Source organism: Hyphomonas sp. CY54-11-8 (assembly GCF_000682735.1).
Taxonomy (GTDB): domain Bacteria; phylum Pseudomonadota; class Alphaproteobacteria; order Caulobacterales; family Hyphomonadaceae; genus Hyphomonas.
The window spans coordinates 17150-43297 of sequence record NZ_AWFD01000023.1 but is presented as its reverse complement, the minus strand read 5'-3'; the positions used below and the strand labels follow the sequence as shown (position 1 = coordinate 43297).

The window sequence follows — 26148 nt, the reverse complement described above, 5'->3', positions numbered from 1 at the left end:
TGTGTGCCCTTGCAGGCAGGGCAGGCGGATGCTGAGTGAGGGCATGACTGACACGCCCCCGATTCTCGCCCTGTCCGATTTCCTGTCTGACCCTGTCGATCCGGCTGATTTTCCGAAGCATGAGATCCGCTTCTGGAATGACCGCTGGGCAGGGGAGGTGGGCCTCGGCGATCTGGATGCCGCCGCACAGGCGGCGCATTTCGGGCGGTTCGACCCCTTGCCCGGAAACCTCCCCCAGCCATTGGCGCTTCGGTATCACGGCCACCAGTTCGGCGTTTACAATCCCCAGCTTGGCGATGGGCGTGGCTTCCTTTTCGCGCAGGTTCGCGACAAGGCGGGCAGGCTGTTGGACCTTGGCACCAAAGGCTCCGGCCAGACACCGTGGAGCCGGCAGGGTGACGGCCGGCTGACCCTGAAGGGCGGCGTACGGGAAGTGCTCGCCTCGTCCTATCTGGAGGCACTCGGCGTCAACACGTCCAAATCTTTCGCGCTGATCGAGACGGGCGAACAGCTGACCCGTAATGATGAGCCATCCCCGACGCGATCCGCTGTGCTCACACGCCTGTCGCACAGCCATGTCCGGTTCGGCAGTTTCCAGCGCCTCGCCTATCTGGAGCAAGGCGCCGAGATAGCCCGGCTGGTTGACTATTGCGTGGACCAGTTTCATCCGCAGGCGGCGGACCCCGACCTCGCGCGCCGTTCCTGCAACTTGCTTGAGAGCATTGCCGTCGCGACGGGCAAGATGATCGGCCAGTGGATGGCGGCCGGTTTCGTGCATGGGGTGATGAACACGGACAATTTCAATATTACAGGCGAGACCTTCGATTTCGGGCCGTGGCGCTTTCTGCCTGTGTCGGACCCGAACTTCACTGCGGCCTATTTCGATGAGCAGGGCCTCTATCGGTTTGGGCGCCAGCCGGTGCAGGGCGGCTGGGCGCTGCAGCAGCTCGCTTCGGCTTTGCTGGCAACAGGCGCCGATGCCGACGATCTCGCAAAGGCGCTCGCGCCTTATCAGCCGGCCTATCGGGATAGTTTCGTGGCACACACGCACGCCTTGCTTGGGATCGCCCCGGCAGGGGAGGCGGAGGAGGATGTCGGCTTCCTTCAGGCCTTCTATGCGTGGATGACGGATAGCGAGGCGGTCTGGCCGCAGGTTTTTCATGACTGGTTCGGCGGGTCGGCAAGCGAGGGCCGCGCTGCTGCGTCACCGCAGGTGGCGCTTTATAAGGCAGACGCGTTTGCGCCGGTGAAAGCGCAGGTTCTTGCGCGCGATCCGGTCCTGCCTGAGCGGCTCGCGCATGACATCTTCCAGCGTCCGGCGCCGCCGTCATTGCTGATCGATGAGGTTGAAGCGCTGTGGGCGCTGATTGCGGAGGCGGATGACTGGTCCGCCTATGAGCAGAAACTGGCCGACATCGAGGCCCTGCGCATCGCGCGGTGGGGCTGACCTATTCTGCCGGCAGTTCCGTGTGACCGGCTTGCCTCGGTCCGGAATAATTCTTCGCGAAGGGATAGGCAGACTTCCACACTTCCTTGCCGTCTTCATGCTCCACAAAATGACAACCGATCAGAGTTCGGATGAAATCGGTCAGCACGAACCGGTCTGACTTCAGGTACCAGTCGCCAAGGACCGGGCGCACGGCATCGGTCGCCTCCTGCAGGCGATAGTGCGGAATGGTCGGGAAGATGTGGTGGATGACGTGCAGATTGCCGATATTGTGGGTCAGCCAGTTGAAGGGGCCGTAATTGCGGTCGACCGTCGCCAGCGCGCCTTTCAGGCCTGACCAGTCACCGGAGTCGTAGACCGGCACTTCCGGCGCGACATGCTGCATGTAGGTCACGAAAGTGAGCCAGGCGGCGTAGATGAAATAAGGCGCGATGATGTACTTCAGCGCGAAGACCCAGCCGAACTGGATGCCGAGGAAAACATAGAGCGCAAGGAAAGCCAGGTTCACAGCGAGGCTCGCATACCAGGACCATTTCACGTGAGACGCGTAGAGGTCGCTGACGGGCAGGTAATGGCTGCCATGGACCGGGTCATAGGTGGTGATGTTGCGAAAGCCGAGCTTGTACATCGGCCAGCCGATCAGGACGAAGATCCCCGAGCGGAAAAGGACCTTGCGGCTGAACCAGTCCTGCTCGGCGCGGCAGGCGCGGAAGACTTCCTCTTCCTGCAGGTGCCCGGTCTTCATGTGGTGCATGGCATGGCTGCGCTGCCAGCCGCGATAGGGGACGAGGATCGGCCCGTGTGTGGCGAGGCCGACGATTGTGTTCACCAGCCGCGAACGGGAAAAGGCGCCGTGTCCCGCTTCGTGCCCGATCACGAAGATCGACCAGAACAGCGTGCCCAGCATGAAGATCAGCGGCACTTCGAAATACCATGCGGTTGTGTGGGCCAGCGCCCAGTAGCATAGCGTAATCAGGGCAACATCGAAGAAGAGGTAGGCAAAGGACCGGGCCGTGTCCGGCCGGAAACAGCGATCCGGAATCGCGTTTTTCAGGTTCTGTCGGGTGAAGGTCGGGTCCAAGGCGAAGCCTCCGTCAATCTCTGCAAGAAGACCTCGATTTGCTTGACAGGTAATGAAGAGACCTTCCATCCCGATCACGCAGAAAAGACAGCCTGAGACTGAAGCAAAGGTGAGACATGAGCGTTGAGAAGGCATCCGGCCCGTTGGCTGGCGTCAAAGTCGTTGACATGAGTTCGGTCGTCCTCGGGCCGTTTGCGACCCTGATCTTCGGGGACCTTGGCGCAGATGTCGTGAAAATCGAAAGCGGGCAGGCCGGCAAGGGCGGCGACATGATGCGCTATGCCGGCAAGTCTCCGACCGGAGACCTCGGCCCGCTGTTCATGGCGCTGAACCGCAACAAGGCTTCGGTTCAGTTGGACGCCAAGACCGACGAGGGCAAGGCGGCGCTGACGGCCTTGTTGAAGGATGCCGATGTCTTCTTCCACAATGTGCGTATGGCCGGCATGGGGCGGCTGGGTTTTGGCTATGAGGATGTGAAGGCGATCAAGCCGGACATCGTCTATGTCCACTGCGCCGGCTTTGGCGAAGGCGGGCCGTACGAGAAGCGCCAGGCCTATGACGACCTGATCCAGGGTGCGTCAGGGTTTGCTGCGCTGAACGCCATGCGCTCCGGCGGGGCGCCGGAATATGCACCGTCCCTGGTGGCCGACAAGACCGTTGGCCTGTTCGCGGCCTATGCGACGCTGGCCGCGCTCTATCATCGGGAGAAGACGGGGCAGGGGCAGTTCGTGCAGGTGCCGATGCTGGAGGCCTTCACCTTCTTCAACATGGTCGAGAATCTCTACGGCGAGACGTTCGTGCCGCCATCCTATGGCATGGCCTATACACGCTCCATCAATCCCAACCGTAAGCCTTACCCGACCAGGGACGGCTATATCGGACTTGTGCCGTACTCCGACACGCAATGGGCGCAGTTCTTCGAGATTGGCGGCATGTCTGGCGTGTTCGAGGATCCGCGCTTTGCGACCTATCAGGCCCGGACGGAGAACGTCACAGAGCTTTACGCCCTGATCGAACAGGTCGCGGCGACCAAGACGACGGGGGAGTGGCTGGACCTGCTGGATGCGGCAAACATCCCGGCCATGCGCTACAACACGGTCGAAGACGTTCTGGACGATCCGCACATGAAAGCGGTCGACTTCTTCGCAAAGCGCACCCATCCGGATGCCGGCATCTATCGCAGCATGCGCCATCCGGTGCGGTTCTCGGAAACGCCGGCCTCGGTACGCACGGAGCCGCGGCGCCTTGGTGAGGATACGGAGACCGTGCTGCAGAGCCTTGGGCTTTAGGCAGTGGGTTCTAGGCGGTCTTGTCCCCGCCGCCGTGACGGGCAAGCCAGACGCCGGACAGGATCAGCGCGAAGGCGACCATGGCATGCCAGGTCTGGGTTTCACCGAACAGGAAGAAGCCGAGCACGGCGGCCATGACCGGGATGGAATAGCCGGTCAGCGACAGAAAGGTCGCTGAGGTCCGCGCGATCAGCAGCATGTAGAGTGCCTGCGCGATGGCGGAGGGCACGATGCCTAGGCCGACCACGCCGGCCCAGTGGGTCCATTCGGCATTGACCGTGGCCGGGTCCACCGTGAGAGCGAATGGCCAGGTCACAATGGCCGCGACGGTCACAAAGCCCGTGGCGAAGCTGATCGACGGCATGGGCGGTGCGCCGCGGGCCAGCAGGCTGGACAGGGCATAGAAGACGGTTGCCCCGATCAGCATGAGCTGGGCAATCGTGCTCGCCGAATCGAGGCTCTGCAGCGCATCCGGCCCAAACAGGACGGCGACACCGGCAAACCCCGTGATCACGCCCAGCGCCGAGCCGAGGGTCAGGCGTTCGTCCCGGAACAGGACGTGCGCACCGATGGCCACGAAGAGAGGAACAGCAGCGGTATAAAGGGCCGCCAGGCTCGAATTGACGGTCTTCTGGGCCGTCGTGATCAGGAAAAAGGGAAAGGTCGAGCTGGTCAGGCCCATCAGCACGATGGTGCGCCAGCGTGGAATGTCCCTCAGCGGCGGCAGGCGCCGGCCCATGGCCAGCATGATGACCCAGAGCACGGCCGCGCCAATGGTCAGGCGTCCGGCCAGCACCCAGGCGGCCGGCAATCCGGCATCAGGGTTTCCCTTGTCGACGGCGATGCGCGTTAACTGGTAGGCGCCCGCCCACATCAGGCTGAGGAGCACGAACAAGGCCCAGTCGCTGGCCGTCCTCCTGCCGCTCTGAGCTGCCTGCTGCGTCATGTGCCGACGGTCCTCCATCCGGGGAGGGACCCCGGGCTGGCCCGGATAGGCGGGCAGGGCGGGGAAGTCCACGCAAATATTGCACGAAACTTGCACACATGTGGGCACAATTGCCCTTACTCACCGTGAGGTCCGATCACAGAAGCGTTGGCGGCGCCCTGCCGCATCGTCTTCGGGTGGACGACTGGCCCGCGGCGTCGTAAAGGGCGCCCAAAGTTTCCGGTTTTCATCCCTCAAGAGGAGAATCTCTATGACCGTTCGCGTTGCAATCAATGGTTTTGGCCGTATTGGCCGCCTGGTCCTGCGCTCCATCATCGAAAACGACCGCAAGGACATCGAAGTTGCCGCGATCAACGACCTTGGCCCGGTCGCGACTAATGCGCACCTGCTGCGCTTCGACTCCGTTCATGGCCGTTTCCCGGCTGACGTCCAGGTCGATGGCGACAAGATCGTCATCAATGGCAAGCCAATCCTCTGCACCGCAATTCGCGACCCGAAAGACCTGCCGCACCGCGAACTCGACATCGATATCGCGATGGAATGTACCGGCATCTTCGCCGACAAGGAAAAGGCTTCGGCCCACCTTGAAGCAGGCGCCAAGCGCGTGCTCGTCTCGGCTCCGGCCACGAACGCTGACAAGACCATCGTGTTCGGCGTAAACCACGACCTGCTGACCAAGGACGACCTCGTCGTTTCCAACGCATCGTGCACCACGAACTGCCTCTCCCCGGTCGCCAAGGTCCTGCATGACCTGGTCGGCATCGAGAAGGGCATGATGACGACGATCCACTCTTACACGAACGACCAGCCGTCGCTGGACCAGATGCACAAGGACCTCTATCGCGGCCGCGCAGCTGCCGTGTCGATGATCCCGACCTCTACCGGCGCCGCCAAGGCTGTCGGCCTGGTCCTGCCGGAACTGAACGGCAAGTTGGACGGCATCTCGGTCCGCGTGCCGACGCCGAACGTGTCCGTCGTCGACCTGAAGTTCGTGTCCAAGAAGAAGACGACCCCGGAAGAAATCAATGCGGCGATCAAGGCGGCTGCTGACGGCCCGATGAAGGGCGTCCTCGGCTACACCGACCAGCCGAACGTCTCGATCGACTTCGTGCACGATCCGCACTCCTCGATCTTCCACCTCGATCAGACCAAGGTGATGGACGGCAATTTCTGCTCGATCCTGACCTGGTACGATAATGAGTGGGGCTTCTCGACCCGTATGGCGGACACCGCGCTCGCCATGGCGAAACTCATCTAAGCAAGGCAAAGGAGCCCTGTTCGTGTCGACGCCGGGTATTCCGAAGGATTTCTGGAACACTCGCTTCAGTGAACAGGGCTTTGCCTATGGCGAGAGGGCGAGCCGGCTGCTGCTGGCTTTCCGCGACCTGTTGCAGCCAGGCCAGCGCGCGCTTGTCCCCGCCTGCGGGGAAGGGCGCGACGCCGTGTTCCTGGCCGAATGCGGGCTGGACGTGACGGCGGTGGACATGTCTGCCGCCGGTCTCGCCAAGACCGCAGACCTCGCCGCCGCCCGCGGCGTCTCTGTTACCTGCATCGAAGCCGACCTCAGCGAATGGAGCTGGCCGAAAACGGAATATGACGTGATCGCATCCATGTTCCTGCACGTACCATCGCCGTTCCGGCCGACGCTGCACGCTTTCATGCTGGAATCGCTGAAGCCCGGCGGGCACGTCTTCCTGGAAGGTTTCCTTCCGGAACAGCTCGATTACCAGAAATCCCACAATTCCGGCGGTCCGCCCGTGCTCGACATGTTGTTTGCACCTGCCGACATCAGCCTCGATTTCAAGGACGCCGAAGCCGTGTCGTTCATGACCGGTATCGAAACCCTTTCCGAAGGCCCTTACCATTCCGGACCGGCGGCGCTGTTGCGCGCCGTGTTCCGCAAACCGGAGTAACACCCATGTCCGACTTCCGCCGTATCGAAGATGCCGGAGACCTGACCGGCAAGACCGCCCTTGTCCGCGTCGATTTCAATGTTCCGATGGCGGACGGCAAGGTCACTGACGACACGCGCCTGCGCTCTGCGCTGCCGACGGTTGAGGCCCTGCGCGGGAAGGGGGCGAAGGTTGTCCTGCTGGCGCACTTCGGCCGCCCGAAAGGTCAGATCGTTCCAGAGATGAGCCTGAAGCCGATCGCGGCAGCCTTTGCCGACGTGCTGGGCGCGCCGGTTCATTTTGCTGAAAACTGCGGCTTCGGCCCGAAGGCGAAGGCCTTCGTCACCAGCCGAGCCCCGCGTGACGTGATCCTGATGGAGAACACACGCTTCGAGGCTGGCGAGGAAAAGAACGACCCGGCGCTGGCCGAATCCATGGCGGCGTTGGGCGACCTGTTCGTGAACGATGCATTCTCGGCCGCGCACCGCGCCCATGCGTCCACGGAAGGCGTAACGCACTTTATTCCGGCCTATGCCGGCAAGGCGATGGAAACCGAACTCGACGCGCTGGAGAAAGCGCTCGGCACGCCGGAACGCCCGGTGATGGCCGTGGTCGGCGGGGCGAAAGTCTCGACCAAGATCGACCTCCTCAAGAACCTCGTTTCCAAGGTCGACATGCTGGCCATCGGTGGCGGCATGGCGAACACGTTCCTGGCTGCCCAGGGCGTAGATGTCGGCAAGTCGCTCTGCGAGCATGACCTGGCCGATACGGCGCTGACCATCATGAAGAATGCCGAAGAAGCCGGGTGCGAGATCCTGCTACCGCGCGATGTGGTCGTGGCGAAGGAATTCAAGGCGAATGCCGAGCACCGCGCCTGCCGGCCCGATGAGGTTGCCGCTGATGAGATGATCCTCGATGCTGGCATGATGACGGTCATGCATCTCGTTGCCGCCATGGGCCGGGCGAAGACGCTCGTGTGGAACGGGCCGCTCGGCGCGTTCGAACTGACGCCGTTCGACAAGGCGACGGTCGATGCTGCGAAGGCTGCTGCGCTCCGGGCGAAGGAAGGTCAGCTGATCGCTGTTGCAGGCGGTGGTGACACCGTCGCCGCACTGAACCATGCCGGCGTGGCGGCGGACTTCACCTTCGTCTCCACGGCAGGCGGGGCCTTCCTGGAATGGATGGAAGGCAAGCCGCTGCCGGGGGTGGAAGCGCTGAAAGCCTGATCCTTTCCGGCGAAATTTCGCATGGCGGTCCTCTTGAGGCTGAGGACTGCCTGCGGCAAATCGCGCAGGATTCGAACGGATCGGGCAGTTTTTGTGATTTCCAGCGCACAGCCGGAATCCAATTTTGGGTCAGCCCTGTCACCAGCAGGCACCCTATTTCTCGCCATCGACTGGCATAAGGTGCGGAATCGAACGAATTTCACGGTAAACCGGCAGGAATTTTCCAGCGGTTGACGCGGCCAACCGGCACGGTACTTGAACCCAAACTTTGCAAACTAGCACTGTTCACAGGATCCATTCAGAATGACGGTAGTTGAAATGGCAAACGAGACCATGACGAAGCAGGCAGCAGAGAAGGCGGGTTTTATTGCCGCGCTCGACCAGTCTGGCGGTTCCACCCCGAAGGCGCTGCGCCTCTACGGCATCGAAGAAGACGCGTACTCGAACGACGAAGAGATGTTTGGCCTCATCCACGACATGCGGGCCCGCATCATCAAGTCTCCGGCGTTCAATGGCGACAAGGTGATGGGCGCCATCCTGTTCGAGCGCACCATGGACGGCGAAATCGATGGCGTGCCGACCGCTGAATATCTCTGGAAAGAGCGCAGCGTCGTGCCGTTCCTGAAAGTCGACAAGGGCCTCGCCGAAGAAGAAAACGGCGTTCAGGTCATGAAACCGATGCCGGACCTTGACGCCCTGCTGGAGCGCGCCGTCGCCAAGGGTATTTTCGGCACCAAGATGCGTTCGGTCATCAATGCCGCGAATCGGGAAGGCATCGCCGCCGTCGTTGCACAGCAATTCGATGTCGGTCGTCAGATCCTGGGCCACGGCCTGGTTCCGATCATCGAGCCGGAAGTCACGATTTCCATCGCCGACAAGGCAGCAGCGGAAGACATCCTGCTCGCCGAAATCCTGAAGCAGCTGGACGCCCTCGGCGCTGACAAGCAGATCATGCTGAAGCTGACGCTGCCGGAGACGGCAAACCTCTACAAGCCGCTGGTCGACCATCCGCGCGTGATGCGCGTGGTTGCGCTGTCGGGCGGATATTCGCGCGACGAAGCGTGCCGCCGCCTGGCCGAAAACACCGGCATGATCGCCTCTTTCTCGCGCGCCCTGACCGAAGGCCTCTCGGCCCAGCAGAGCGACGCCGAGTTCGACGCGGCGCTTGCCGCATCCATCGACAGCATCTGCGCTGCCTCGATGGCCGGCTGATAACGGGGCCAGGCAGAGGCGGGGTTCCTGCCTCTGGACTTCCCGGTCAACGCAACGCCATATTGCCCGCCATTCCGATGGCGGGCATTTTCGTTCGCGTATCTCATGACCAAAGGGGAAATCATGCCGTTCAAGCCTGGCCTGCTCGCTGCCGTATCCGTTGCCGGACTCCTGCTGCTTTCAGGGTGCGGCGCGCCGCCCGAAGTGCCCGCCAATCCGGACCGCAGCGCCCTGTCTGACCAAGGCCTGGCCATGCTGGACGAACTGGTGCTGGCGCCGGACTCCGCAGAGGCCTTCACGGCGCGTTGCGATGCAGCCCTCGCGCAGGTCGAGAAAATGCTGACAGACCTCGAGACCCGGGACGGACCTGCCGGGGCAGGGGACCTGAAAGACTATGATGCCCTGCTGAACGTCGCTTTTGCGGTCGGTTATGGCGAAGCGTCGATCATTGCCGAGGCCAATCCGGATCCGGCGATCCGGGAAACCGGCGACACCTGCCAGCAGAAAACATCCGACATGACGACCCGGATTTCGCTGTCCCGTCCGGTCTATGACCGGCTCTCCACGATCGATGCCACGAGGCTGGACGACCGGTCCGCCTATCTGCTCGACCGGACGCTCGGTGAATACCGCCGTGCCGGGATCGACAAGGATGAACCGACCCGGGAAAAGGTTCGCAGCCTCAATGCCGAACTGGCCGAACTGTCGACGGAGTTCAACAAGAACCTCCGCGAGATTCAGGGCAGCGTGAAGGTGACGCCGGAAGACCTTATCGGTTTGCCGGAAGACTACATCAGCGCTCACCCGCCGGGCGATGATGGCTTGGTCACGATCACGACGGATTATCCCGACCTCTTTCCTGTTTTTACGTATTCGCCGAATGAAGATCTGCGCAAAGCGATCGCTTCTGAAGCACAGAACCGGGCCTATCCGGAGAACGTGGCGTCGCTACGCGGTATCCTCGAAAAGCGCTACGAACTGGCGACCACGCTCGGCTATGACAATTGGGCGTCCCTGATCACCGAAGACAAGATGACCGGCTCGCCTGAGGTTGCGAGCGACTTCCTGGAAGCAGTAGAGGGCGCTGCCCGCAACGCCGCCGAACTGGAATATGACCGGCTGCTGGCAAAGCAGCAGGAACTGGCCCCGGACGCGGCCAATGTGAACGACTGGAGTCGGAGCTATCTGGCAGAGCTGATCCGTCAATCCGACTATGAGCTCGACTCACAGGAAGTGCGGAAATACTTCGCCTTCAATGATGTGCGTGACGGTATTTTTGCGCTGGTGCAGGATCTTTTCGACGTCGAGATCAAGCCCTGGGACGGCGCGCCGGTCTGGCAGGAAAGCGTCAGCGCCCACGAAATGTACCAGGACGGAAAGCTGATCGGCCGTTTCTTCCTCGACATGCATCCGCGCGATGGCAAGTTCAAGCACGCTGCGGCGTTCCCGATCCGCTTTGGTCCGACCTCGGATGGTGTGCCGGTGGCCGCACTGATGTGTAACTTCCCGGCCGGTGATCACACGACTGGATTGATGGAGCACGGGCAGGTTGAGACTTTCCTGCATGAGTTCGGCCACCTGATCCATGACATGTTCTCCGGCCAGCCGGACTATGCGAACCTGTCCATGGCCAATCTGGAGTGGGACTTCATCGAGGCGCCATCGCAGATGCTGGAGAACTGGGTCTGGGATTATGACACGCTGGCCAAGTTCGCGAAGGACGCGGACGGGAATGTGATCCCGCCGGAACTGGTGGAAAAGATGGTCGCCGCGCGCGACTTCGGCATCGGTGTCGGCACGCTGCGCCAGCTGCTCTACGCCAATGTTTCGCTCGACTATTACAATCGTCCGCCTTCAGAGGTTGATTTCAATGAGATCTGGAACGAGAACCAGTCGAAGCTGAGCCCGTTCGAAACGCTGCCGGAAGCTCACCCATATGCCAGCTTCGGGCATCTCGATGGCTATTCGGCGATCTACTACACCTACCAATGGTCGCTCGCCATTTCGACGGATCTGTTCTCGGAGTTCGAGGCAAACGGACTGCGGGATGGAGCGACGGCCAAGCGCTATCGCGATCTTGTCCTCGCGCCAGGCTCGTCCAAGCCGGCCGCCAAGCTGGTGCATGACTTCCTCGGTCGCGACTGGTCGCCGGAAGCTTATGAAGCCTACCTGCTGAACGCGGCAGAAGCCGAAACGGACGAATAAGGTCCAGGATGAAGTGGCAGGTCGTCTATTCCGGTATTCTGTCGGCCGGGATGAGCGGCCTGGTCGCCCTGATCGTGACGGCCATCAATACCGGTATCGATGCGGGCCTGGCGGCGCGGTGGCTGAGTGCATGGGCACTCGCTTTCCCGGCTGCCTGGTTCGCCGCGATATTCTGGGGCCCGTTCGCCCGCCGGATCGCCCGCTTGTTCGTCCGGCCGCCGGTGGAATGAGCCATGCCGCAGCGGGCCGCTTGCCGCCAGCCCGGAACCGTCGCATCTAGGCGCCATGTCGGAACCTGAATACACCCGCCCTCGCACACGCCTCTACCTGATCACGCCGCCGCGTATCGATGATGTCGACGCGTTTGCTGCGCTGCTGGAAACAGCTTTTTCAGCCGGGGACATCGCCTGCCTCCAGCTGCGCCTGAAGCAGGCGGATGGTAGCATCGATGAAGCGGCCACGCGGGACGTGAGCGCTGCGATGACCGAGATGGCCCAGGCTTATGGCGCCGCCGTCCTGATCAATGACAGCCCACAACTGGCCGTCGAGCTTGGCGCCGATGGCGTGCATGTCGGCTGGGATGATGTTCCGGTGAAAGAAGCCCGCGCGATTGTCGGCAAGGACATGATCGTTGGCGCGACGGCGAAGAACTCGCGCCACGTCGCCATGCAGGCAGGGGAGGCGGGCGCCGACTATGTTGCTTTCGGTGCGTTCTACCCGACCGGGACCAAGGCCGGCACGGTGCCTGCCAGCACCGACCTGCTGGAAATCTGGCAGGAGAGCATGGAAATCCCCTGCGTCGCGATTGGCGGCATTACGGTGGAGAATGCCGCGCCGCTGGTGACGGCCGGTGCTGATTTCATCGCTGTCTCGGCCGGTGTGTGGGACCATCCGGACGGCGCACCAGCGGCCGTGGCAGCCTTCAATGCCCTCTTCGATTCCTTGGCAGCGGATTAACACTCCGGCGCCTTGACCCTTCGGCGACAAAGGCTTACGCCGCCCGCTCTTCCGCAAGAATTGCGACCGGACGCTGTTTCACATGTCAAAGCCTTCTCCCGTTGGATCCGTAATGATCGCTGCCGCCCGCGCCGCCGGGCGTTCCCTGGCGCGTGATTTCGGTGAAGTCGAAAACCTCCAGGTCTCCAAGAAAGGCCCGGCAGACTTTGTCTCCAACGCAGACCACCGGGCTGAAGAGATCATCTTCACGCACCTCTCCAAGGCACGCCCCGGCTATGGTTTCGTGATGGAAGAGCGCGGCATTGTCGAGGGCACGGACAAGTCCAACCGCTTCATTGTCGATCCGCTGGATGGCACGCTGAACTTTCTGCACGGTCAGCCGCATTTTGCCGTCTCCATCGCGCTTGAGCGTGACGGCGAGCTTCTGACCGGTGTCATCTTTGATGTCGCCAAGAACGAGATTTTCTGGGCCGAGACTGGCCGCGGGGCCTGGCTGGACAATCGCAAGCTGCGTGTGGCCGCCCGGCGTGACCTGCACGAGACCGTGATTGCCACCGGCACACCCTGGCACGGAATTCCCGGCGAAACCCATATCAGCTTTGCGCGCGAGATCGCCGCGATGACGCCCGCTACCGCTGGCATTCGCCGTTACGGCTCGGCGTCACTGGACCTTGCGTGGGTTGCTGCCGGGCGGTTTGATGGCTTCTGGGAGCGTGGCTTGAAGCCCTGGGACATCGCAGCTGGCATCGTGCTGGTGCGTGAAGCCGGCGGCATGATCAGCGAGATCGATGGTGGGGACGTGCTGCAGACAGGCTCGATTCTGGCGGCCAATAGCGACCTGCATCCGAAGCTCGAAAAGCAGATCCGCCACGCGGCATCCTTCGGAAAAGCGGCTTCCGTCTGAGCGCTCTTACCAGTGGGTAAAACCAGAATTAATAGATGACGCTCGCGTCACCTATTTCATTCTCCGTAAAAATACGTAGTCTGTGTCTCATGACACAGCCAGATACAGACGTTCTCATCATCGGTGCGGGCCTTTCGGGCATCGGCGCTGCCGTTCACCTCGGCAAGCAATGCCCCGGCAAGACCTATCGAATCTTCGAACAGCGAAGCGCCATGGGCGGGACCTGGGACCTGTTCCGCTATCCCGGCATCCGCTCGGATTCGGACATGCACACACTGGGCTTCAACTTCAAGCCCTGGACCGAGGCCAAGGCGATCGCCGACGGTCCGTCGATCCGGAACTATATCCGCGAAACAGCGGATGAGCACGACATCACCCGGCATATCCAGTTCGACACGAAGATCGTGGCGGCGGACTGGTCCAGCCCAGACCAAGTCTGGCACATCACGGCGAAAGACACCAAAACCGGCAAGCGGACCGAGCTGACCACGCGCTTCCTGTTCATGTGCGGCGGCTACTACAACTATGATGAGGGCTACCGTCCGGAATTCCCGGGTGAGGAAAACTACAAGGGCCAGTTCGTCCATCCCCAGCACTGGCCGGAAGATCTCGACTATTCCGGCAAGAAGGTCGTCATTATCGGGTCCGGCGCAACGGCAATGACGCTGGTGCCTGCCATGACCGACAAGGCCGAACACGTCACCATGCTGCAGCGCTCGCCGACCTATGTCGTCTCGCGCCCAGCCGTGGACAAGTTTGCAAACTTCCTGCGTGCGATCCTGCCGGACAGCTGGGCCTACACACTGATCCGCTGGCGGAATGTTGCCTTCCAGCAATACTTCTTCCGCAAGACCCGGGAAAATCCGGAACAGGCCAAAGAGCGCCTGTTGAAAATGGTGCGCGAGGAGCTGGGCCCCGACTATGACGTCGAGAAGCATTTCACGCCGCATTACAATCCGTGGGAGCAGCGCCTCTGCCTCGTGCCGGATTCGGATCTGTTCAATGCGCTGAAGTCCGGCAAGGCGAGTGTCGAGACCGACCATATCGAGACCTTCACCGGGAAGGGGATCAAACTGAAGTCCGGCAAGGAGCTGGAGGCCGACATCGTGGTGACCGCGACGGGCCTGAACCTCATCTTCATGAACGGTGTCGACGTCTCCCTGGACGGCACGAAGGTCGATCCTGGCAAGCTGCTCAACTACAAGGGCGTCATGCTGTCGAATGTGCCGAACCTGGCTGTCACCTTCGGCTACACCAACGCGTCCTGGACGCTCAAGGCGGACCTGACCAGCGAATATGTCTGCCGTCTGATCACGCTGATGGACCAGAAGGGGGCGACTTCCGCGATGCCTTACCTTTCGGCTTTCCCGAACGAGACCGAGCCTTTTGTGGACTTCTCATCCGGCTATTTCCAGCGGGTGATGGACCAGTTCCCGCGCCAGCATACCGAGGCGCCGTGGAAGCTGCATATGAGCTATTTCACGGACCGGAAGAATTTGCGCGAGCTGCCGATCGAGGATGGCGTGCTGCAGTTCACGACGCCTGCTGACACCGCTTCCGACAAACCAGCCCTCCAGGCGGCGGAATAACCGCCTCTAAACAAAGGCCTGCAGGCTTCCTATCTGTATTCCTGTATGGGGCGTACAGCTAAAGGAGTGTCTGTATGTGGTTGTGGCTATTGTGGTGGTGCGTGGATGATCACATCGCCGAAGCGGTCGGTGCGCCGGGCCTTGGCGAATTGCCGATCTGGGTGCCGCTGATCCTGTCGCTTGCCTTCGCCTTCACGGTAGATGGCAAAGTGAAAAAGTGGAAGCGCAGCTGATGCACTGACCGACAGCAAGCAGCGGGTGGTTCACTCATTTACGATTCGCCAGACAGGGCCTGAATTCAGGATCCGGAGGCGGACATGCGACTGGCAGGTAAAACAGCGATCATCACCGGAGCAAGTTCCGGTATTGGCAAAGCCGCTGCGCTGCGGTTTGCGGAAGAGGGGGCTGTCGTCATCCTCGGCGGCCGCCGGGAAAGTGAACTGGCGGCACTCGCCGACGAGATTTCCTTAAATGGCGGGCAGACTAGCTATGTGGTTGGGGATGTAACGTCTCCAGACCATTTTGCCGCTTTGAGTGACGCCGCCATCCGCACGACCGGGCGATTGGATATTGCTTTCAACAATGCTGGCATCACGGGCGATGGTGCACCGGTTGAGTCTATGAGCCTGGCCAATTGGAACAGCGTGATCGTGACCAATCTGACCAGCGCCTTCCACGCTGCGCAGGCGCAGATCCCATTGATGCGCGCGGCTGGCGACGGTGCGCTGATCTTCACGTCCAGCTTTGTCGGTCACACGATCGGCCTGCCGGGCATGGGCGCTTATGCGGCCAGCAAGGCCGGGCTGATCGGGCTGGTGCAGGTGCTGGCCGTCGAATTGGGGGAGGCGGGTATTCGCGCCAATGCGTTGCTGCCCGGTGGGACACGCACGGGCATGTTGTCTGGCGGGCCAGAGGTGGAGGCTGCGATTGCCGGTCTCCATGCGCTGAAGCGGATCGCCGAGCCGGAAGAGATCGCCAATGCAGCTTTGTTCCTCGCTTCAGACGAGGCCCGCTTCATCACCGGGTCTGCCATGCTGGTCGACGGCGGCAACTCCATTTGCAAGGCCTGAAGGATCAGCCTTCCGCAAACTGTAGTTCGGCGAGGCGGGCATAGAGCCCGCCTTTGGCCACCAGTTCCTCGTGGCTGCCCTCCTCGACGATTCGCCCGTGTTCCATGACGACGATCCGGTCGGCGCGGCGCACGGTTGACAGGCGGTGCGCGATGACAAGCGTCGTGCGGCCTTCGGAAGCATTCTCGATGGCCCGGCGGACAGCGGCCTCGCTCTCGGAGTCGAGCGCGGAGGTGGCTTCGTCCAGCAGGAGGACCGGCGCATCGCGTACCAGCGCGCGGGCAAGCGCGATCCGCTGGCGCTGGCCGCCGGAAAGGCTGCGGCCCTTCTGGCCGAGCGGTGTGGCAAGGCCTTCCTTCTCCGACAGGAAGTCCATCGCCTCTGCCATGCGGGCGGCATGTTCGAACAGTTTTTCGTCCGGGTTGTCCGTACCGAAACCGATATTCTCGGCGGCTGTGCCGGTGAACAGCGCTGATTCCTGCGGCGCATAAGCAAAATTGCGCCGCCAGTCGCGCGGGGTGACCTCTGCCGAGGAGAAGCCATCCAGCGTCACCTGACCGGATTGTGGATCGAACAGGCGCAGGGCGAGGCGGAACACCGTCGTCTTGCCTGCCCCGCTCGGACCGACCAGAGCGACGAATTCGCCGGGCTTCACCGACAGGGAGAAATCTGTCAGCGCGGAGACGGGCTTTCCGTCATTGGTGGCTTCGTCATAGGCGAAGGTCACGTGATCAAAGGCAAGTGCGCCAGTCACCTTTTCCGGCATCGGGCGGGGCAGGGCGGGCGGCGCGATCTCAGGCTCCGCGTTCAGCACTTCGGCCGCGCGGTCTGCGGCGCCGGCGGCCCGCATCACTTCGCCATAGACTTCCGCCAGCATGCCGAAGCCGGACCCGGCATAGAGGGCATAGAGGACCATGGCGGACAGGTCCCCGAAGCTCATCTCGCCCTTGGCAACGGCCCGGGCGCCCAGCCACAGCACGCAGACAAAGCCGCCGAACAGCAGGACGGATACCATGACGATCATCAGGCTGCGCGCCGTGATCCGGCGCATGGCGGCGGCGAAGGTCGCTTCGACCGCCTCGGTGAAATTGGCGAGGCGGCTGTCTTCGCGGCTGTAGGCCTGCACCAGTTCGATGGCGTCCAGCGCCTCGGCGGCTTCGGCGCCGGCGTCTGCAAGACGGGACTGGGCCCGGTTCGACATGGTGCGGATGACCCGGCCAACGCCGACAACGGGCAGCATGGCGACCGGCAGCATGGCCAGCAGGGTCAGGCCCAGCTGCCAGTTTACCACCAGCATCATGGTCAGCGCGCCAAAGGTCGTGATCAGCGTCCGTGTCGCCATCGAGGCGGATGTGCCGAGGAACTGCTCGATCAGCGTGATGTCTGCCGTGAGGCGCGAGACCGCTTCACCGGAGCGCATTTTCGAATGGTAGCGCGGGCCGAGGGTCAGCAGGTGGGCGTAGAGGTCCCGTCGCAGGTCCGCCGCGATCCGCTCTCCGAAACGGGAGACGAAATAGAAGCGCACCGCGCCCAGCACACCTGAAGCGATGGCCGCTGCCGCCACCCAGAAGAAGGACCTGTCGACCAGTTCCAGCAGTTTCTGCGGGTCGCCGCCAGCCTGCCGGCCGCTGTCGGCTGCCTTGCCCAGCAGGATCGGCAGGGTCAGGCTGAGGGCAGCTGCACCGACAAGAAAGACGAGCGCGATCGCCACGGTGCGCCAGTGCCGACCGGCATAGGGCAGCAGCAGTCCCAGCGGCTTCAGGCTGCGCCCTTTGGGGCGGTTGATGGCCTGTCCGCCGCCCGGTTCCGTGGCGCGCCGGTCTATGGTTTCCTGGGATTCCGTGTCGGCCATGGGGAATACCTTTGCAGCACTGTGGAAATCGGGTGCTAGGCCCTCTTGCGAAAGGGGCTATCTTCAGTTACACGCGCCACTTCTGAAAACGGGCAGCAGCCACGCCCGCGCACCCCTACTGGTGAAGCGCGGCGGCCACAAGGCCCGCAGGTAACGGATCACAGAAGGGCGCGAGCCATGAAAAAAGAAGGTCATCCCGACTATCACTTCATCACCGTGGTGATGACGGACGGCACTGAGTACCAGACGCGCTCGACCTACGGCGCTGAAGGTGACCGCCTGGTGCTGGACATCGACTCCAAATCGCACCCGGCCTGGACCGGCGGCGACGGCAAGCTGATGGACCGCGGTGGCCGCGTGTCCCGCTTCAAGGACAAGTTCAAAGGCTTCGTCTAAGCCCGACGCTCCGTTTCACGGATGCAACCCGAATAGCCCCGGCCTGCAAGGCCGGGGTTTTTGTTTTGACCGGTACCTGCCGGGCTTAACCCTCCTTTAAACGGTCGCGCAGAGCCTCTCCCCAAACGCACAGGGAGAGGCCCATGGGACGGAGCGGCCGGCTCAAGGAATGGTTGATCACATTCGTGGTGCTTGCCGGCATCGCGTTCGGCGTGGCGGTCGTTGCACGGGAACCCGTCGAACCGGCCGGCGAGGCCCTGTTCGATACTTCATCCGTTTACTGGTCTGATGGCGAATCCGGACGGCTTGCGGATGGCACCAAATTCCGTCTGCACGGTGTAGACGCGCCTGAGACCGGTCCGCTGGACTGGTTATCCGGGGCAAAATGCGAGCGGGAACGCGAGCTCGGCTATCAGGCAAAGGCCGCGGTGCGCGAGCTGACCCGCGACCAGGTGCTCACCGTTTCCCATGATTACGGGCCGGACCGTTATGGCCGGTTGGTGGTCGACCTGTCGCTGGACGGACAGGATCTTGCCGCCCTCCTGGTCGCCGGTGGCACCCACAAGACCTGGGATTATGACGGCGGCGATGCCAAGCCGGAATGGTGTACGGGGCGTACACAAGGCCCGGTCACCGGATCCTGAACCTGATTGCACCCCTGAAAGGGCCAAATGGCTTGCCCGGCCGGCATCAGGGCACCTAGGCTGCGGCCCGGAACAGATATGACGGAGCTTTCCCGATGAATTACACGCCGAAGCGCTGGATCCGGCTTGGACTGGGCGCCGCCCTGATTGGCACGGCAGGCCTCGCCGCCTGCGGCGGAGAAGGGGGCGAAACCGGTGAAACCGCCATGACCGCGCCGGGTGAGGCCGGATCCTATGGAGAAGGCGGTGAAATGGGCGAAGGTGAGGGGGGTGAAGGCGGGGAAGGCGTTGCGGCGCTTGATCCGGCCCTGTTGCTGCCGGTCGACCAGCGCGCTGCGATGATCTCCAGCGAGGTCACTGTGGCCACAGCGCTCGCCCGGGCAGGGCAGCTGGAAGATGCTGCCGAACACCTCCGCATTGCCTTGGACGAGATCAAGCCAGGCGGCCTGACCCGTCTCGTCGAGCAGGGCTTCGATCCGGACCTGATCGAAACGGCTGAAACCGCGCTTTCCAGTGGCGCGGCGCCGGAAGTCATCGAAGCAAAACTTGGGGCAGTTCAGGCGAATGTTGCGGAACTGCAGGCCAATGCCGGGGGTGACCCGGTCGAACTGGTCGTTTTCCTGATGAAGCGCTGCGAGAATGCCTACCGGGCCGGTGTGTCCTTTTCGAATGAGATCGACGATCCGATCCTTTACCAGAAATCCTATGGCTATGCCGTCGCCGCGCAGGAAGCGGCGGGCCGGATTGAGTCTGCCGATGCCAGCAGCCTTCAGCTGGAACTGAAAATGCTGGTCCTCATGTGGCCGTCTGCAGGGCCGATCGCAGGTGACCTTCCGGCCCCGCCTTCCACTTTCCTGTCACAGGTCAGCCGGATCGGGCTGGAGCTTTCAACGTTCGAGTAGGGCGTCGATAAAGCCGACCGCTTCGAAGGATGCCCAGTCCGCTTCGCCGGCGAGACGGGCGATTTCCGTGCCGTCGGGGCTGTAGAGGATGCTGGTCGGGAAGCCCTGGACGCCGCTGTCATAGACGAGTTCGTACTGTTCCGGCGTCACGATGCGGAACGGAATGTTCGGCGCGCCGAGCTGGCCGAGGCGTTTTTCGGCATAGTCCTTGTCTTCGGCGGCATCGACGCTGATGGCCACAACCTCGAAATCATCCCCGCCACGCGCCTTCTGCAGGGCGCCGAGCGACGGCATTTCCTTTTCGCAGGGCGCACACCAGGTTGCCCAGAAATTCACGAGAATGAGCTTGCCCTTGAACTCGTCCAGCGTGTGGGCTGACCCATCCGCCAGGTAGAAGGGTGCGGTGCCAGCCGGCTCTCCCGAACTGGTGAAATCGAGCTTTTCGAGCGAACCTGTTGCGTACTTCGCAAGCGGGTTTTCATCAGTTTTTCCGATGCCTGCGCTGATCAGCACGTAGACAATTGCGATCACTCCGACCAAGAAGAGGCCGGGAATGGCGTAGCGCCTCATGTTTGCGCCTTCCGTAGGTTTGTTGAAGGGGTATGCCAATGACCAGCGGCAAAGGCCAGACGATGTGGGGAGGACGGTTTGCCGCGACCCCGTCCGACATCATGGAAGAAATCAACGCCTCCCTCGATATTGACCGGCGCATGGCTGAGGAAGACATCGCCGGCAGCCGGGCCCATGCCGACATGCTGGCGGAGATGGGCATTATTTCGTTCGATGACAATGAAGCCATTCAGGCCGGGCTGGATCAGGTGCTGGACGAGCTGCGCGACGGGACGTTCCCGTTCCGGCGCGAGCTGGAAGACATCCACATGAATGTCGAGGCGCGGCTGAAGGAAATCGTCGGCGAACCGGCGGGCCGCCTGCACACGGCCCGGTCCCGGAACGACCAGGTGGTGACCGATTTCCGCCTCTGGACGCGCCGGGCGCTGGATCATTCCGCCCGCCTGATCGGCGGCCTTCAGGGCGCGCTGATCCTTCGCGCGGAAGAGCATGCGGGAACCATCATGCCGGGTTTCACCCATCTTCAGACCGCGCAGCCGGTGACGCTTGGCCATCACCTGCTGGCCTATGTCGAGATGACGTCGCGCGACTGGACCCGCCTGTCGGACTGCGCCAACCGCCTCAATGAATGCCCGCTGGGCGCCGCGGCGCTTGCTGGAACGGGGTTCCAGATCGACCGGGACATGACTGCCGAGGCGCTTGGCTTCGCCCGCCCGATGGCAAATTCCCTCGATGCCGTGTCTGCGCGTGACTTCGCGCTGGAAGCGCTGGCAGCGCTTTCCATCGCAGCAACGCATCTGTCGCGCCTGGCGGAAGAGATCGTGCTTTGGACCAGCGCCCAGTTCGCCTTTGCGCAACTGACCGACGAATGGTCGACCGGTTCCTCCATCATGCCTCAGAAGCGCAACCCTGATGCGGCTGAGCTCGTGCGGGCCAAGGCGGCGCTGATCACCGGCTTCTATGCCGGCCTGCAGGGCGCCGTGAAAGCGCTGCCGCTCGCCTATGCCAAGGACCTGCAGGACGACAAGCGCCTGACGTTCGAAGCCTTTGACACGTTTGATCTCTGCGTGCGCGCCATGACGGGTATGATCGAGACGATGACCTTCAAGCCGGACAACATGCGAGCTGCCGCCGCCAAGGGCTTTTCGACGGCGACTGACCTTGCCGATTGGCTGGTGCGGGAGCTCGGCCTGCCGTTCCGCGAGGCGCACCACGTCACGGGATCGTTGGTTGCCATCGCAGAAGGAAAGGGCGTTGATCTCGCCGACCTGACGCTTGCCGACATGCAAAGCGTTCACAAGGACATTACCGAAGCCGTTTTCGACGTGCTGACGGTTGAAGCATCTGCCTCATCTCGGACATCTTATGGTGGCACAAGCCCTGTTCGTGTCGCCGAACAGGTGGCACAGTGGAAGCAGAGACTTGGACTGGAGTAACCGCCGCATGAAACGCCCCCTGGCCATTGCCGCCCTGATCCTCGGGACCCTGACCCTGCCGGCCTGCGGCCTGACAGGTGATCTGAAGCGCCCGGGCCCGCTATGGGGCGATCCGAACGATGTCGAGGCCGAACTCCCCGAAGGGAACACGTCGACGCTGCCGAAGCTGCCACCCCGCGCGGATGCGGAGGAGGCCGAGACCAGCGGCGATGATGAACTTCTGGGCGGCCCGGAGGACTGATTTCATGAACAAACGTGTTTTGCGGCCGGCCGGGCAATTGCTCACCGGTCTTGCCCTTCTTGGTGCGCTGGGTGCCTGTGTCGCGGCTGATGGGATCCGTGCGGTGAATGCGCCTGGCGCTTACGAGCCGCTTGCCGTGGCTGCCGTGGTCGAGCCGGAAGACGGCCCGCAAGTGAACCAGTGGGGCGGTATCGTGCCGGACGCGAAGCCCGTGACGCCCGTCGATGACGGCGCGCTCGCCGAAGTCGGCAGCTAGGCGGCGTCGATGCACCACTTCGATTACCGGGACGGACGGCTGCACTGCGAAGACGTCGATCTGGCGAAGCTGGCCGACGAGGTGGGCACGCCTTGCTATGTTTACTCGACCGCCACGCTTCAGCGGCATGCCCGGGTGATCGCCTCGGCCTTCGAGGGGCAGGACTGCCTGATCGCCTTTTCGGTGAAGGCCAATTCGAACCTCGCCGTCCTGGCAACGCTGGCGGCGGAAGGCTGCGGGGCCGATGTGGTCAGCGGCGGCGAGCTGCAGCGCGCCCTGCGGGCGGGCATCCCGGCGTCGAAGATCGTATTTTCCGGCGTCGGCAAGACGGCGCGCGAGATGGAACTGGGCCTGCGCGAAGGCATCCACCAGTTCAATGTTGAAAGCGCGGCAGAACTTCGCCTTCTGTCCTATGTCGCGGACGGCATCGGCATTGAGGCACCCATCGCCATCCGTGTGAATCCGGATGTTGCTGCGGGCGGCCACCCGAACATCTCTACCGGCAAGAAGGGCGACAAGTTCGGCGTGCCGTGGACCGAAGCCGAAGACCTTTACGCCGAAGCGGCGACGCTCCCCGGCATCAAGGTCGTTGGCGTCGATGTTCATATCGGCAGCCAGATCGGCGACCTTGTCCCCATGCGGGCCGCGTTCGAGAAGGTGGTGGGCCTTGCCCAGCGCCTGCGCGCCGCCAGGCATGACATTGCCCGCATCGATGTCGGCGGCGGCCTTGGCATTCCCTACAAGCAGGGCGACGAACCGCCCCCGCCATCGGCCTATGCCGCCATGATCGCGGAGGTCAGCGAGGGTCTGGGCGTACAGGTGATTCTGGAGCCCGGCCGGGTCATCGCGGGCAATGCTGGCGTCATGCTGACCACGGCGCTCTATGAGAAAACCGCGCCGGACCGGTCCTTCCTGATCGTCGATGCCGGTATGAACGATCTGATGCGTCCGGCGCTCTATGGCGCCCATCACGATATCCTGCCGCTGAAACAGGCCGCGACGGATGCCCCGGAAAAGACCTATGACGTGGTCGGCCCGATCTGCGAGTCGACCGACAAGTTTGCCGCCGGGCGCGAAATGCCTGCCGTGGCACCGGGCGACCGGCTCGCCTTCATGTCAGCCGGGGCCTATGGCGCTGTGCTGTCTTCGGCCTACAATACACGGCCCCTCGTGCCGGAAGTTCTGGTCAATGGCGACCGGTTCGACATTGTCCGCCGCAGGCCGGATCTTGAGGAAATGCTGCAACTGGAACAGGTGCCGGATTGGCTGAAAAGGACGGACTGAAGACGATCGGGGCAAAAGTCGCGGCCACGCGCCGCCGACTGGGCCTGCTCGCGTTCAGCCGGGCCTTCTGGCCGCTGTTCGTTTTCCTCATCCTGTTCCTGTCCATGGCGCAGGCCGGTGCGTTCGACCAACTGCCCGCCGCCATGGGCGCGGTACTGGCGTTGCTGTTCCTTATTGGCGGCGCGATCTTCCTGCTCCGCGGGGTTCGTCGGTACAGGCCGCCGACGGAAGCCGAGGCGGTTCACCTGCTGGACCGGCAATCGCCGCTGCGCCCGGTCTCATCTCTCACAGACAGGCCGGCAGACCCGTCCCGCGGCGCGCAGGCGCTCTGGGTACGTCACCGCAACCGGGTGCTGAAGGCTGCGCAAGAGCTGAAACTGCCAAACCTGTCGGCCGAGTGGCGCGCGCTCGACCCGTTCCGCCTGCGCTATCTGCTGCCGGCCGCGCTGGTCGGCATTGCCGTCCTGGCGGCGGGGGAGGGCCCGGGCCGCCTGTTGAGAGCGCTGAACCCGGATTATGGCGCGCTCGTCGGGGCAGACGACATGATCGTGGAAGCCTGGGTCATCCCGCCGGACCATACGGGCCGCGCACCGGTGTTTCTGAAGCCGGGCCTCAACGATGTCCGTGTCCCGCGCGGGTCAGAGATCACGCTGCGCACCGAAGCACCGACCGCGCCGCGTCTCATCTTGAAGGGACGCCATAAAAGTTCGAAGAAATTTGCCGCCACGCCGGACGGGGCATGGGAAGCCAAGGCAACGCTGCAGGAAGACGCCCGCGTCTCCGTGCGTTGGTGGGGCGAGCGGGCCGCCTGGCGCCTGCTGGCATCGCCGGACGATCCGCCCACGGTAGAATTTGTGTCCATTCCCACCTATGGCCGTCTCGACCGGACGGAGTTTGCCTGGATCGCGAACGACGATTACGGCGTCGTGAAAGCGGAGCTCGCGATCCGCCTTAAGGATCCGCATCCGGCTGCCCCCGACGAAGAAGATCGTGTGGCGATCCCGCTGGCCGCGCCAAGCATGCAGGAAATCAAGGATACGACCCAGATCGATCTGACTCGCCACCGCTGGGCCGGGCTTCCGGTGGAGGTCCATCTCGTCGTGACGGATGCCTCCGGACAGGAAGGGGTGAGCGAGACCGTGTCTTTCATTCTGCCGGAAAAGCTGTTCCTCGATCCCTTCGCCCGTGTGGCACAGGAAGTGCGCGTCACCGTGCTCCGGGAACCGAGGGATTATCAGGCACAGAAGAAGAACCTGCTCGCTCTCAAACAGGACGCGATCAATACCGAGGCCGCCAACCGGCTGAACATGGCTCCGCCGGACATCCAGAAAGCGGCCCTGATGCTCGATTCCATCACGATGATGGGCGAACGCTATATTCCGAATCAGGCCTATTACCTGACCTTCAAGACAGCCGAAGGCATGCTGGAAACTGCAGGCTCAAAGGAAGAAGCCGGGGCGGTTGACCCGCTGCTCTGGTCGCTGGCGCTGAAGGCGGAATATGGCAGCGCTGCCGATGCGCTGCGCCGGCTGGAAGCGGCTCGCCGGGCGCTGGAGCAGGCCTTGCGGGATGGCGCCTCCGAGGAAGAAATCCGCCGCCGCATGGAAGCTTTCCGCGACGCAGCCAATGAATACCTCGCCGCAAAGATGGCAGAGGCCATCGCCAATGGCGGTGAGATGCCGGACGCAAATCAGGATGGCATGGCCATGGGCGGTGGTCAGAGTCTTGGCGGGCAGGATTTCGAGGACATGCTGAACGCCTTGCAGGACCTGACCGATACCGGCGCGACCGAACAGGCGCGGCAATTGCTGTCCGACATCACCAACATGCTGCAGAACCTTGAGTTCCAGCGCGGACAGGGCGGCAGCGGCATGGCCGGCATGCCGGGGTCTCAGTCGGAAGGCGAAGAACAGGAAGACTTGCCGCCGGAAGAGCAGGAGATGACAGATGCCATGCGGCGCCTGTCCGAGATCCTGCGCGAACAACGCCAGCTGAATGATGACACGCTGGCCCAGCAGCGCGGCGAAATGCCGTCAGGGCAGCAGGGCCAGTCAGGGCAGGAGTCCGGACAGGACTCCGGCCAGCAGCAAGGCGGCCAACAAGGTCAGCAACCCGGCCAACAACCCGGGCAGGGCGGCCAGGGCGAAGCCGGGAATCCGTCCGAAGGAGATGGCGCGCAGGGTGGTGACCGCCCCGGTGGCGAGCGTCCGGGCACGAACAGTTTTGCCGGCACGGATGAAGGCGCGCCCCCGCAGGGCGGCGGCACGCTGGCTGAACGCCAGGCCCGCCTCGGAGAATTGGTGGAGCAATTCGCTCGCGAACGCGGCCTCGGGGAGGGGGCGGGTCAGGAAGATGCGCTGAGCGGCGCGATCGATCCGCAAGCCCTCGCCGATATCCGTGAAGCCCTGCGCGGCGCAGAAGGCAATCTTGCCCGCGGCAATGAAAGTGCCGCGTCGAATGACCAGGAGCGCGCGACGCAAGGCCTGTCGGAGCTGAACCGCAATCTCGCTGCCATGCTGGACGAAATGCAGCGCGAGCGGACAAATCAGGGGCAGGCCACCAATGACCCGTTCGGGCGCCAGACAGGCGGCATGGGCAATAGCGGCGAAAATGTCCGCGTGCCGGAAGAGGCCGAGCGCCAGCGTGCCAAGGACATCCTGGAAGAACTGCGCCGCCGGTACAATGAAAGCGACGACGAAGAAGAACGCGAATATCTCCGCCGCCTGCTAGATCGCTTCTAGGGGAGCTC

At 62.9% G+C, this 26148-nt stretch carries 25 protein-coding genes; 21 read left to right on the top strand and 4 right to left on the bottom strand.

Translation table 11 applies throughout. The features are described 5' to 3' along the window. Positions 1–43 precede the first annotated feature (43 nt). Complete coding sequence (locus tag HY17_RS11440) at positions 44–1447, top strand: protein adenylyltransferase SelO family protein (RefSeq protein ID WP_034767014.1); 1404 nt, start codon at positions 44–46, stop codon at positions 1445–1447. A 1-nt stretch (position 1448) separates the two neighbouring features. On the opposite strand, the gene HY17_RS11435 is transcribed toward HY17_RS11440, so the two are convergent. Next, the gene (locus tag HY17_RS11435) at positions 1449–2528 is read right to left on the bottom strand and encodes a fatty acid desaturase (RefSeq protein ID WP_158531495.1); all 1080 of its coding nucleotides are present in this window, start codon (positions 2526–2528) and stop codon (positions 1449–1451) included. 116 nt (positions 2529–2644) lie between these two features. On the opposite strand from HY17_RS11435, the gene HY17_RS11430 reads away from it, so the two are divergent. Continuing rightward, positions 2645–3817, top strand: a complete 1173-nt coding sequence (locus tag HY17_RS11430; RefSeq protein WP_034766659.1) for a CaiB/BaiF CoA-transferase family protein — start codon at positions 2645–2647, stop codon at positions 3815–3817. Positions 3818–3827: 10 nt separating this feature from the next. On the opposite strand, the gene HY17_RS11425 is transcribed toward HY17_RS11430, so the two are convergent. After that, on the bottom strand, positions 3828–4763 hold the full coding sequence (locus tag HY17_RS11425; RefSeq protein WP_034766658.1) for a DMT family transporter: 936 nt from the start codon (positions 4761–4763) through the stop codon (positions 3828–3830). A 250-nt stretch (positions 4764–5013) separates the two neighbouring features. On the opposite strand from HY17_RS11425, the gene gap reads away from it, so the two are divergent. The 11 genes from gap to HY17_RS11375 all read left to right on the top strand — a co-directional run bounded on the left by gap (position 5014) and on the right by HY17_RS11375 (position 15818). Then, a complete protein-coding gene (gene gap / locus HY17_RS11420; RefSeq protein ID WP_034766656.1) occupies positions 5014–6021 on the top strand; it encodes a type I glyceraldehyde-3-phosphate dehydrogenase in 1008 nt (335 codons plus the stop codon). A gap of 22 nt (positions 6022–6043) precedes the next feature. Then, positions 6044–6676: a cyclopropane-fatty-acyl-phospholipid synthase family protein gene (locus HY17_RS11415; RefSeq protein WP_051600017.1), complete on the top strand. Its 633-nt coding sequence runs from the start codon at positions 6044–6046 to the stop codon at positions 6674–6676. Positions 6677–6681: 5 nt separating this feature from the next. Then, positions 6682–7881 (top strand): phosphoglycerate kinase, encoded by a 1200-nt coding sequence (pgk, locus tag HY17_RS11410; RefSeq protein ID WP_034766655.1) that lies wholly within the window; start codon positions 6682–6684, stop codon positions 7879–7881. Between the two features lie 318 nt (positions 7882–8199). Next, positions 8200–9093 (top strand): fructose bisphosphate aldolase, encoded by an 894-nt coding sequence (locus HY17_RS11405; RefSeq protein ID WP_034766654.1) that lies wholly within the window; start codon positions 8200–8202, stop codon positions 9091–9093. A 123-nt stretch (positions 9094–9216) separates the two neighbouring features. Beyond that, positions 9217–11298: a M3 family metallopeptidase gene (locus tag HY17_RS11400; RefSeq protein WP_034767007.1), complete on the top strand. Its 2082-nt coding sequence runs from the start codon at positions 9217–9219 to the stop codon at positions 11296–11298. Between the two features lie 8 nt (positions 11299–11306). Continuing rightward, complete coding sequence (locus HY17_RS11395) at positions 11307–11528, top strand: DUF2798 domain-containing protein (protein WP_034766653.1); 222 nt, start codon at positions 11307–11309, stop codon at positions 11526–11528. A 55-nt stretch (positions 11529–11583) separates the two neighbouring features. Next, positions 11584–12255: a thiamine phosphate synthase gene (gene thiE, locus HY17_RS11390; protein ID WP_034766652.1), complete on the top strand. Its 672-nt coding sequence runs from the start codon at positions 11584–11586 to the stop codon at positions 12253–12255. 82 nt (positions 12256–12337) lie between these two features. Then, a complete protein-coding gene (locus HY17_RS11385) occupies positions 12338–13159 on the top strand; it encodes an inositol monophosphatase family protein (protein WP_034766650.1) in 822 nt (273 codons plus the stop codon). 89 nt (positions 13160–13248) lie between these two features. Then, positions 13249–14748, top strand: coding sequence for an NAD(P)/FAD-dependent oxidoreductase (locus HY17_RS11380; protein ID WP_034766649.1), 1500 nt, complete (start codon positions 13249–13251; stop codon positions 14746–14748). A 74-nt stretch (positions 14749–14822) separates the two neighbouring features. Further along, positions 14823–14981 carry a hypothetical protein gene (locus HY17_RS20385; protein ID WP_175354482.1) on the top strand — a complete coding sequence of 53 codons (159 nt, stop codon included), beginning with the start codon at positions 14823–14825 and terminating at the stop codon, positions 14979–14981. Positions 14982–15065: 84 nt separating this feature from the next. Continuing rightward, entirely contained in the window at positions 15066–15818 is a 753-nt protein-coding gene (locus HY17_RS11375; protein ID WP_034766648.1) for an SDR family oxidoreductase, read from the top strand. A gap of 4 nt (positions 15819–15822) precedes the next feature. Here the strand turns inward: HY17_RS11375 and HY17_RS11370 are convergent, their stop codons facing one another. Continuing rightward, positions 15823–17670: an ABC transporter ATP-binding protein gene (locus tag HY17_RS11370; protein ID WP_034766647.1), complete on the bottom strand. Its 1848-nt coding sequence runs from the start codon at positions 17668–17670 to the stop codon at positions 15823–15825. 177 nt (positions 17671–17847) lie between these two features. On the opposite strand from HY17_RS11370, the gene rpmE reads away from it, so the two are divergent. From rpmE to HY17_RS19455, 3 genes are all read left to right on the top strand, one after another. After that, positions 17848–18066, top strand: coding sequence for a 50S ribosomal protein L31 (gene rpmE / locus HY17_RS11365; RefSeq protein ID WP_034766646.1), 219 nt, complete (start codon positions 17848–17850; stop codon positions 18064–18066). A gap of 143 nt (positions 18067–18209) precedes the next feature. Next, positions 18210–18710, top strand: coding sequence for a thermonuclease family protein (locus HY17_RS11360; RefSeq protein ID WP_034766644.1), 501 nt, complete (start codon positions 18210–18212; stop codon positions 18708–18710). 95 nt (positions 18711–18805) lie between these two features. Next, positions 18806–19612, top strand: coding sequence for a hypothetical protein (locus HY17_RS19455; protein WP_051600013.1), 807 nt, complete (start codon positions 18806–18808; stop codon positions 19610–19612). Here HY17_RS19455 and HY17_RS11350 read toward each other — a convergent pair. Further along, positions 19598–20182, bottom strand: a complete 585-nt coding sequence (locus tag HY17_RS11350) for a TlpA disulfide reductase family protein (protein WP_051600011.1) — start codon at positions 20180–20182, stop codon at positions 19598–19600. The genes HY17_RS19455 and HY17_RS11350 overlap by 15 nt on opposite strands. 38 nt (positions 20183–20220) lie before the next feature. Between HY17_RS11350 and argH the strand changes: the two genes are divergently transcribed. From argH to HY17_RS11325, 5 genes are read left to right on the top strand one after another with little or no spacing between them, the layout of a single operon-like run. Then, positions 20221–21618 carry an argininosuccinate lyase gene (gene argH / locus HY17_RS11345; protein ID WP_034766643.1) on the top strand — a complete coding sequence of 466 codons (1398 nt, stop codon included), beginning with the start codon at positions 20221–20223 and terminating at the stop codon, positions 21616–21618. 7 nt (positions 21619–21625) lie between these two features. Then, positions 21626–21859, top strand: coding sequence for a hypothetical protein (locus HY17_RS11340; RefSeq protein WP_034766642.1), 234 nt, complete (start codon positions 21626–21628; stop codon positions 21857–21859). A gap of 4 nt (positions 21860–21863) precedes the next feature. Continuing rightward, on the top strand, positions 21864–22115 hold the full coding sequence (locus HY17_RS11335) for a hypothetical protein (protein ID WP_034766641.1): 252 nt from the start codon (positions 21864–21866) through the stop codon (positions 22113–22115). A 9-nt stretch (positions 22116–22124) separates the two neighbouring features. Then, positions 22125–23399 (top strand): diaminopimelate decarboxylase, encoded by a 1275-nt coding sequence (lysA, locus tag HY17_RS11330; RefSeq protein ID WP_034766640.1) that lies wholly within the window; start codon positions 22125–22127, stop codon positions 23397–23399. Continuing rightward, positions 23378–26140 (top strand): DUF4175 domain-containing protein, encoded by a 2763-nt coding sequence (locus tag HY17_RS11325; RefSeq protein ID WP_034766639.1) that lies wholly within the window; start codon positions 23378–23380, stop codon positions 26138–26140. The genes lysA and HY17_RS11325 overlap by 22 nt, the downstream gene beginning before the upstream one ends. Positions 26141–26148: the final 8 nt, after the last annotated feature.

Excerpts from the sequence above, each read along its gene's own strand:
- HY17_RS11350 (WP_051600011.1), bottom strand. The coding sequence starts at position 20,182 with ATGAGGCGCTACGCCATTCCCGGCCTCTTCTTGGTCGGAGTGATCGCA.
- HY17_RS11405 (WP_034766654.1), top strand. The coding sequence starts at position 8,200 with ATGGCAAACGAGACCATGACGAAGCAGGCAGCAGAGAAGGCGGGTTTT.
- thiE (WP_034766652.1), top strand. The coding sequence starts at position 11,584 with ATGTCGGAACCTGAATACACCCGCCCTCGCACACGCCTCTACCTGATC.
- HY17_RS19455 (WP_051600013.1), top strand. The coding sequence starts at position 18,806 with ATGAATTACACGCCGAAGCGCTGGATCCGGCTTGGACTGGGCGCCGCC.
- pgk (WP_034766655.1), top strand. The coding sequence starts at position 6,682 with ATGTCCGACTTCCGCCGTATCGAAGATGCCGGAGACCTGACCGGCAAG.
- HY17_RS11335 (WP_034766641.1), top strand. The coding sequence starts at position 21,864 with ATGAACAAACGTGTTTTGCGGCCGGCCGGGCAATTGCTCACCGGTCTT.
- HY17_RS11360 (WP_034766644.1), top strand. The coding sequence starts at position 18,210 with ATGGGACGGAGCGGCCGGCTCAAGGAATGGTTGATCACATTCGTGGTG.
- gap (WP_034766656.1), top strand. The coding sequence starts at position 5,014 with ATGACCGTTCGCGTTGCAATCAATGGTTTTGGCCGTATTGGCCGCCTG.
- HY17_RS11380 (WP_034766649.1), top strand. The coding sequence starts at position 13,249 with ATGACACAGCCAGATACAGACGTTCTCATCATCGGTGCGGGCCTTTCG.
- HY17_RS11340 (WP_034766642.1), top strand. The coding sequence starts at position 21,626 with ATGAAACGCCCCCTGGCCATTGCCGCCCTGATCCTCGGGACCCTGACC.
- HY17_RS11395 (WP_034766653.1), top strand. The coding sequence starts at position 11,307 with ATGAAGTGGCAGGTCGTCTATTCCGGTATTCTGTCGGCCGGGATGAGC.
- HY17_RS11370 (WP_034766647.1), bottom strand. The coding sequence starts at position 17,670 with ATGGCCGACACGGAATCCCAGGAAACCATAGACCGGCGCGCCACGGAA.
- lysA (WP_034766640.1), top strand. The coding sequence starts at position 22,125 with ATGCACCACTTCGATTACCGGGACGGACGGCTGCACTGCGAAGACGTC.
- rpmE (WP_034766646.1), top strand. The coding sequence starts at position 17,848 with ATGAAAAAAGAAGGTCATCCCGACTATCACTTCATCACCGTGGTGATG.
- HY17_RS11430 (WP_034766659.1), top strand. The coding sequence starts at position 2,645 with ATGAGCGTTGAGAAGGCATCCGGCCCGTTGGCTGGCGTCAAAGTCGTT.
- HY17_RS11400 (WP_034767007.1), top strand. The coding sequence starts at position 9,217 with ATGCCGTTCAAGCCTGGCCTGCTCGCTGCCGTATCCGTTGCCGGACTC.
- HY17_RS11440 (WP_034767014.1), top strand. The coding sequence starts at position 44 with ATGACTGACACGCCCCCGATTCTCGCCCTGTCCGATTTCCTGTCTGAC.
- HY17_RS11385 (WP_034766650.1), top strand. The coding sequence starts at position 12,338 with ATGTCAAAGCCTTCTCCCGTTGGATCCGTAATGATCGCTGCCGCCCGC.
- HY17_RS11375 (WP_034766648.1), top strand. The coding sequence starts at position 15,066 with ATGCGACTGGCAGGTAAAACAGCGATCATCACCGGAGCAAGTTCCGGT.
- HY17_RS20385 (WP_175354482.1), top strand. The coding sequence starts at position 14,823 with ATGTGGTTGTGGCTATTGTGGTGGTGCGTGGATGATCACATCGCCGAA.
- argH (WP_034766643.1), top strand. The coding sequence starts at position 20,221 with ATGACCAGCGGCAAAGGCCAGACGATGTGGGGAGGACGGTTTGCCGCG.
- HY17_RS11425 (WP_034766658.1), bottom strand. The coding sequence starts at position 4,763 with ATGACGCAGCAGGCAGCTCAGAGCGGCAGGAGGACGGCCAGCGACTGG.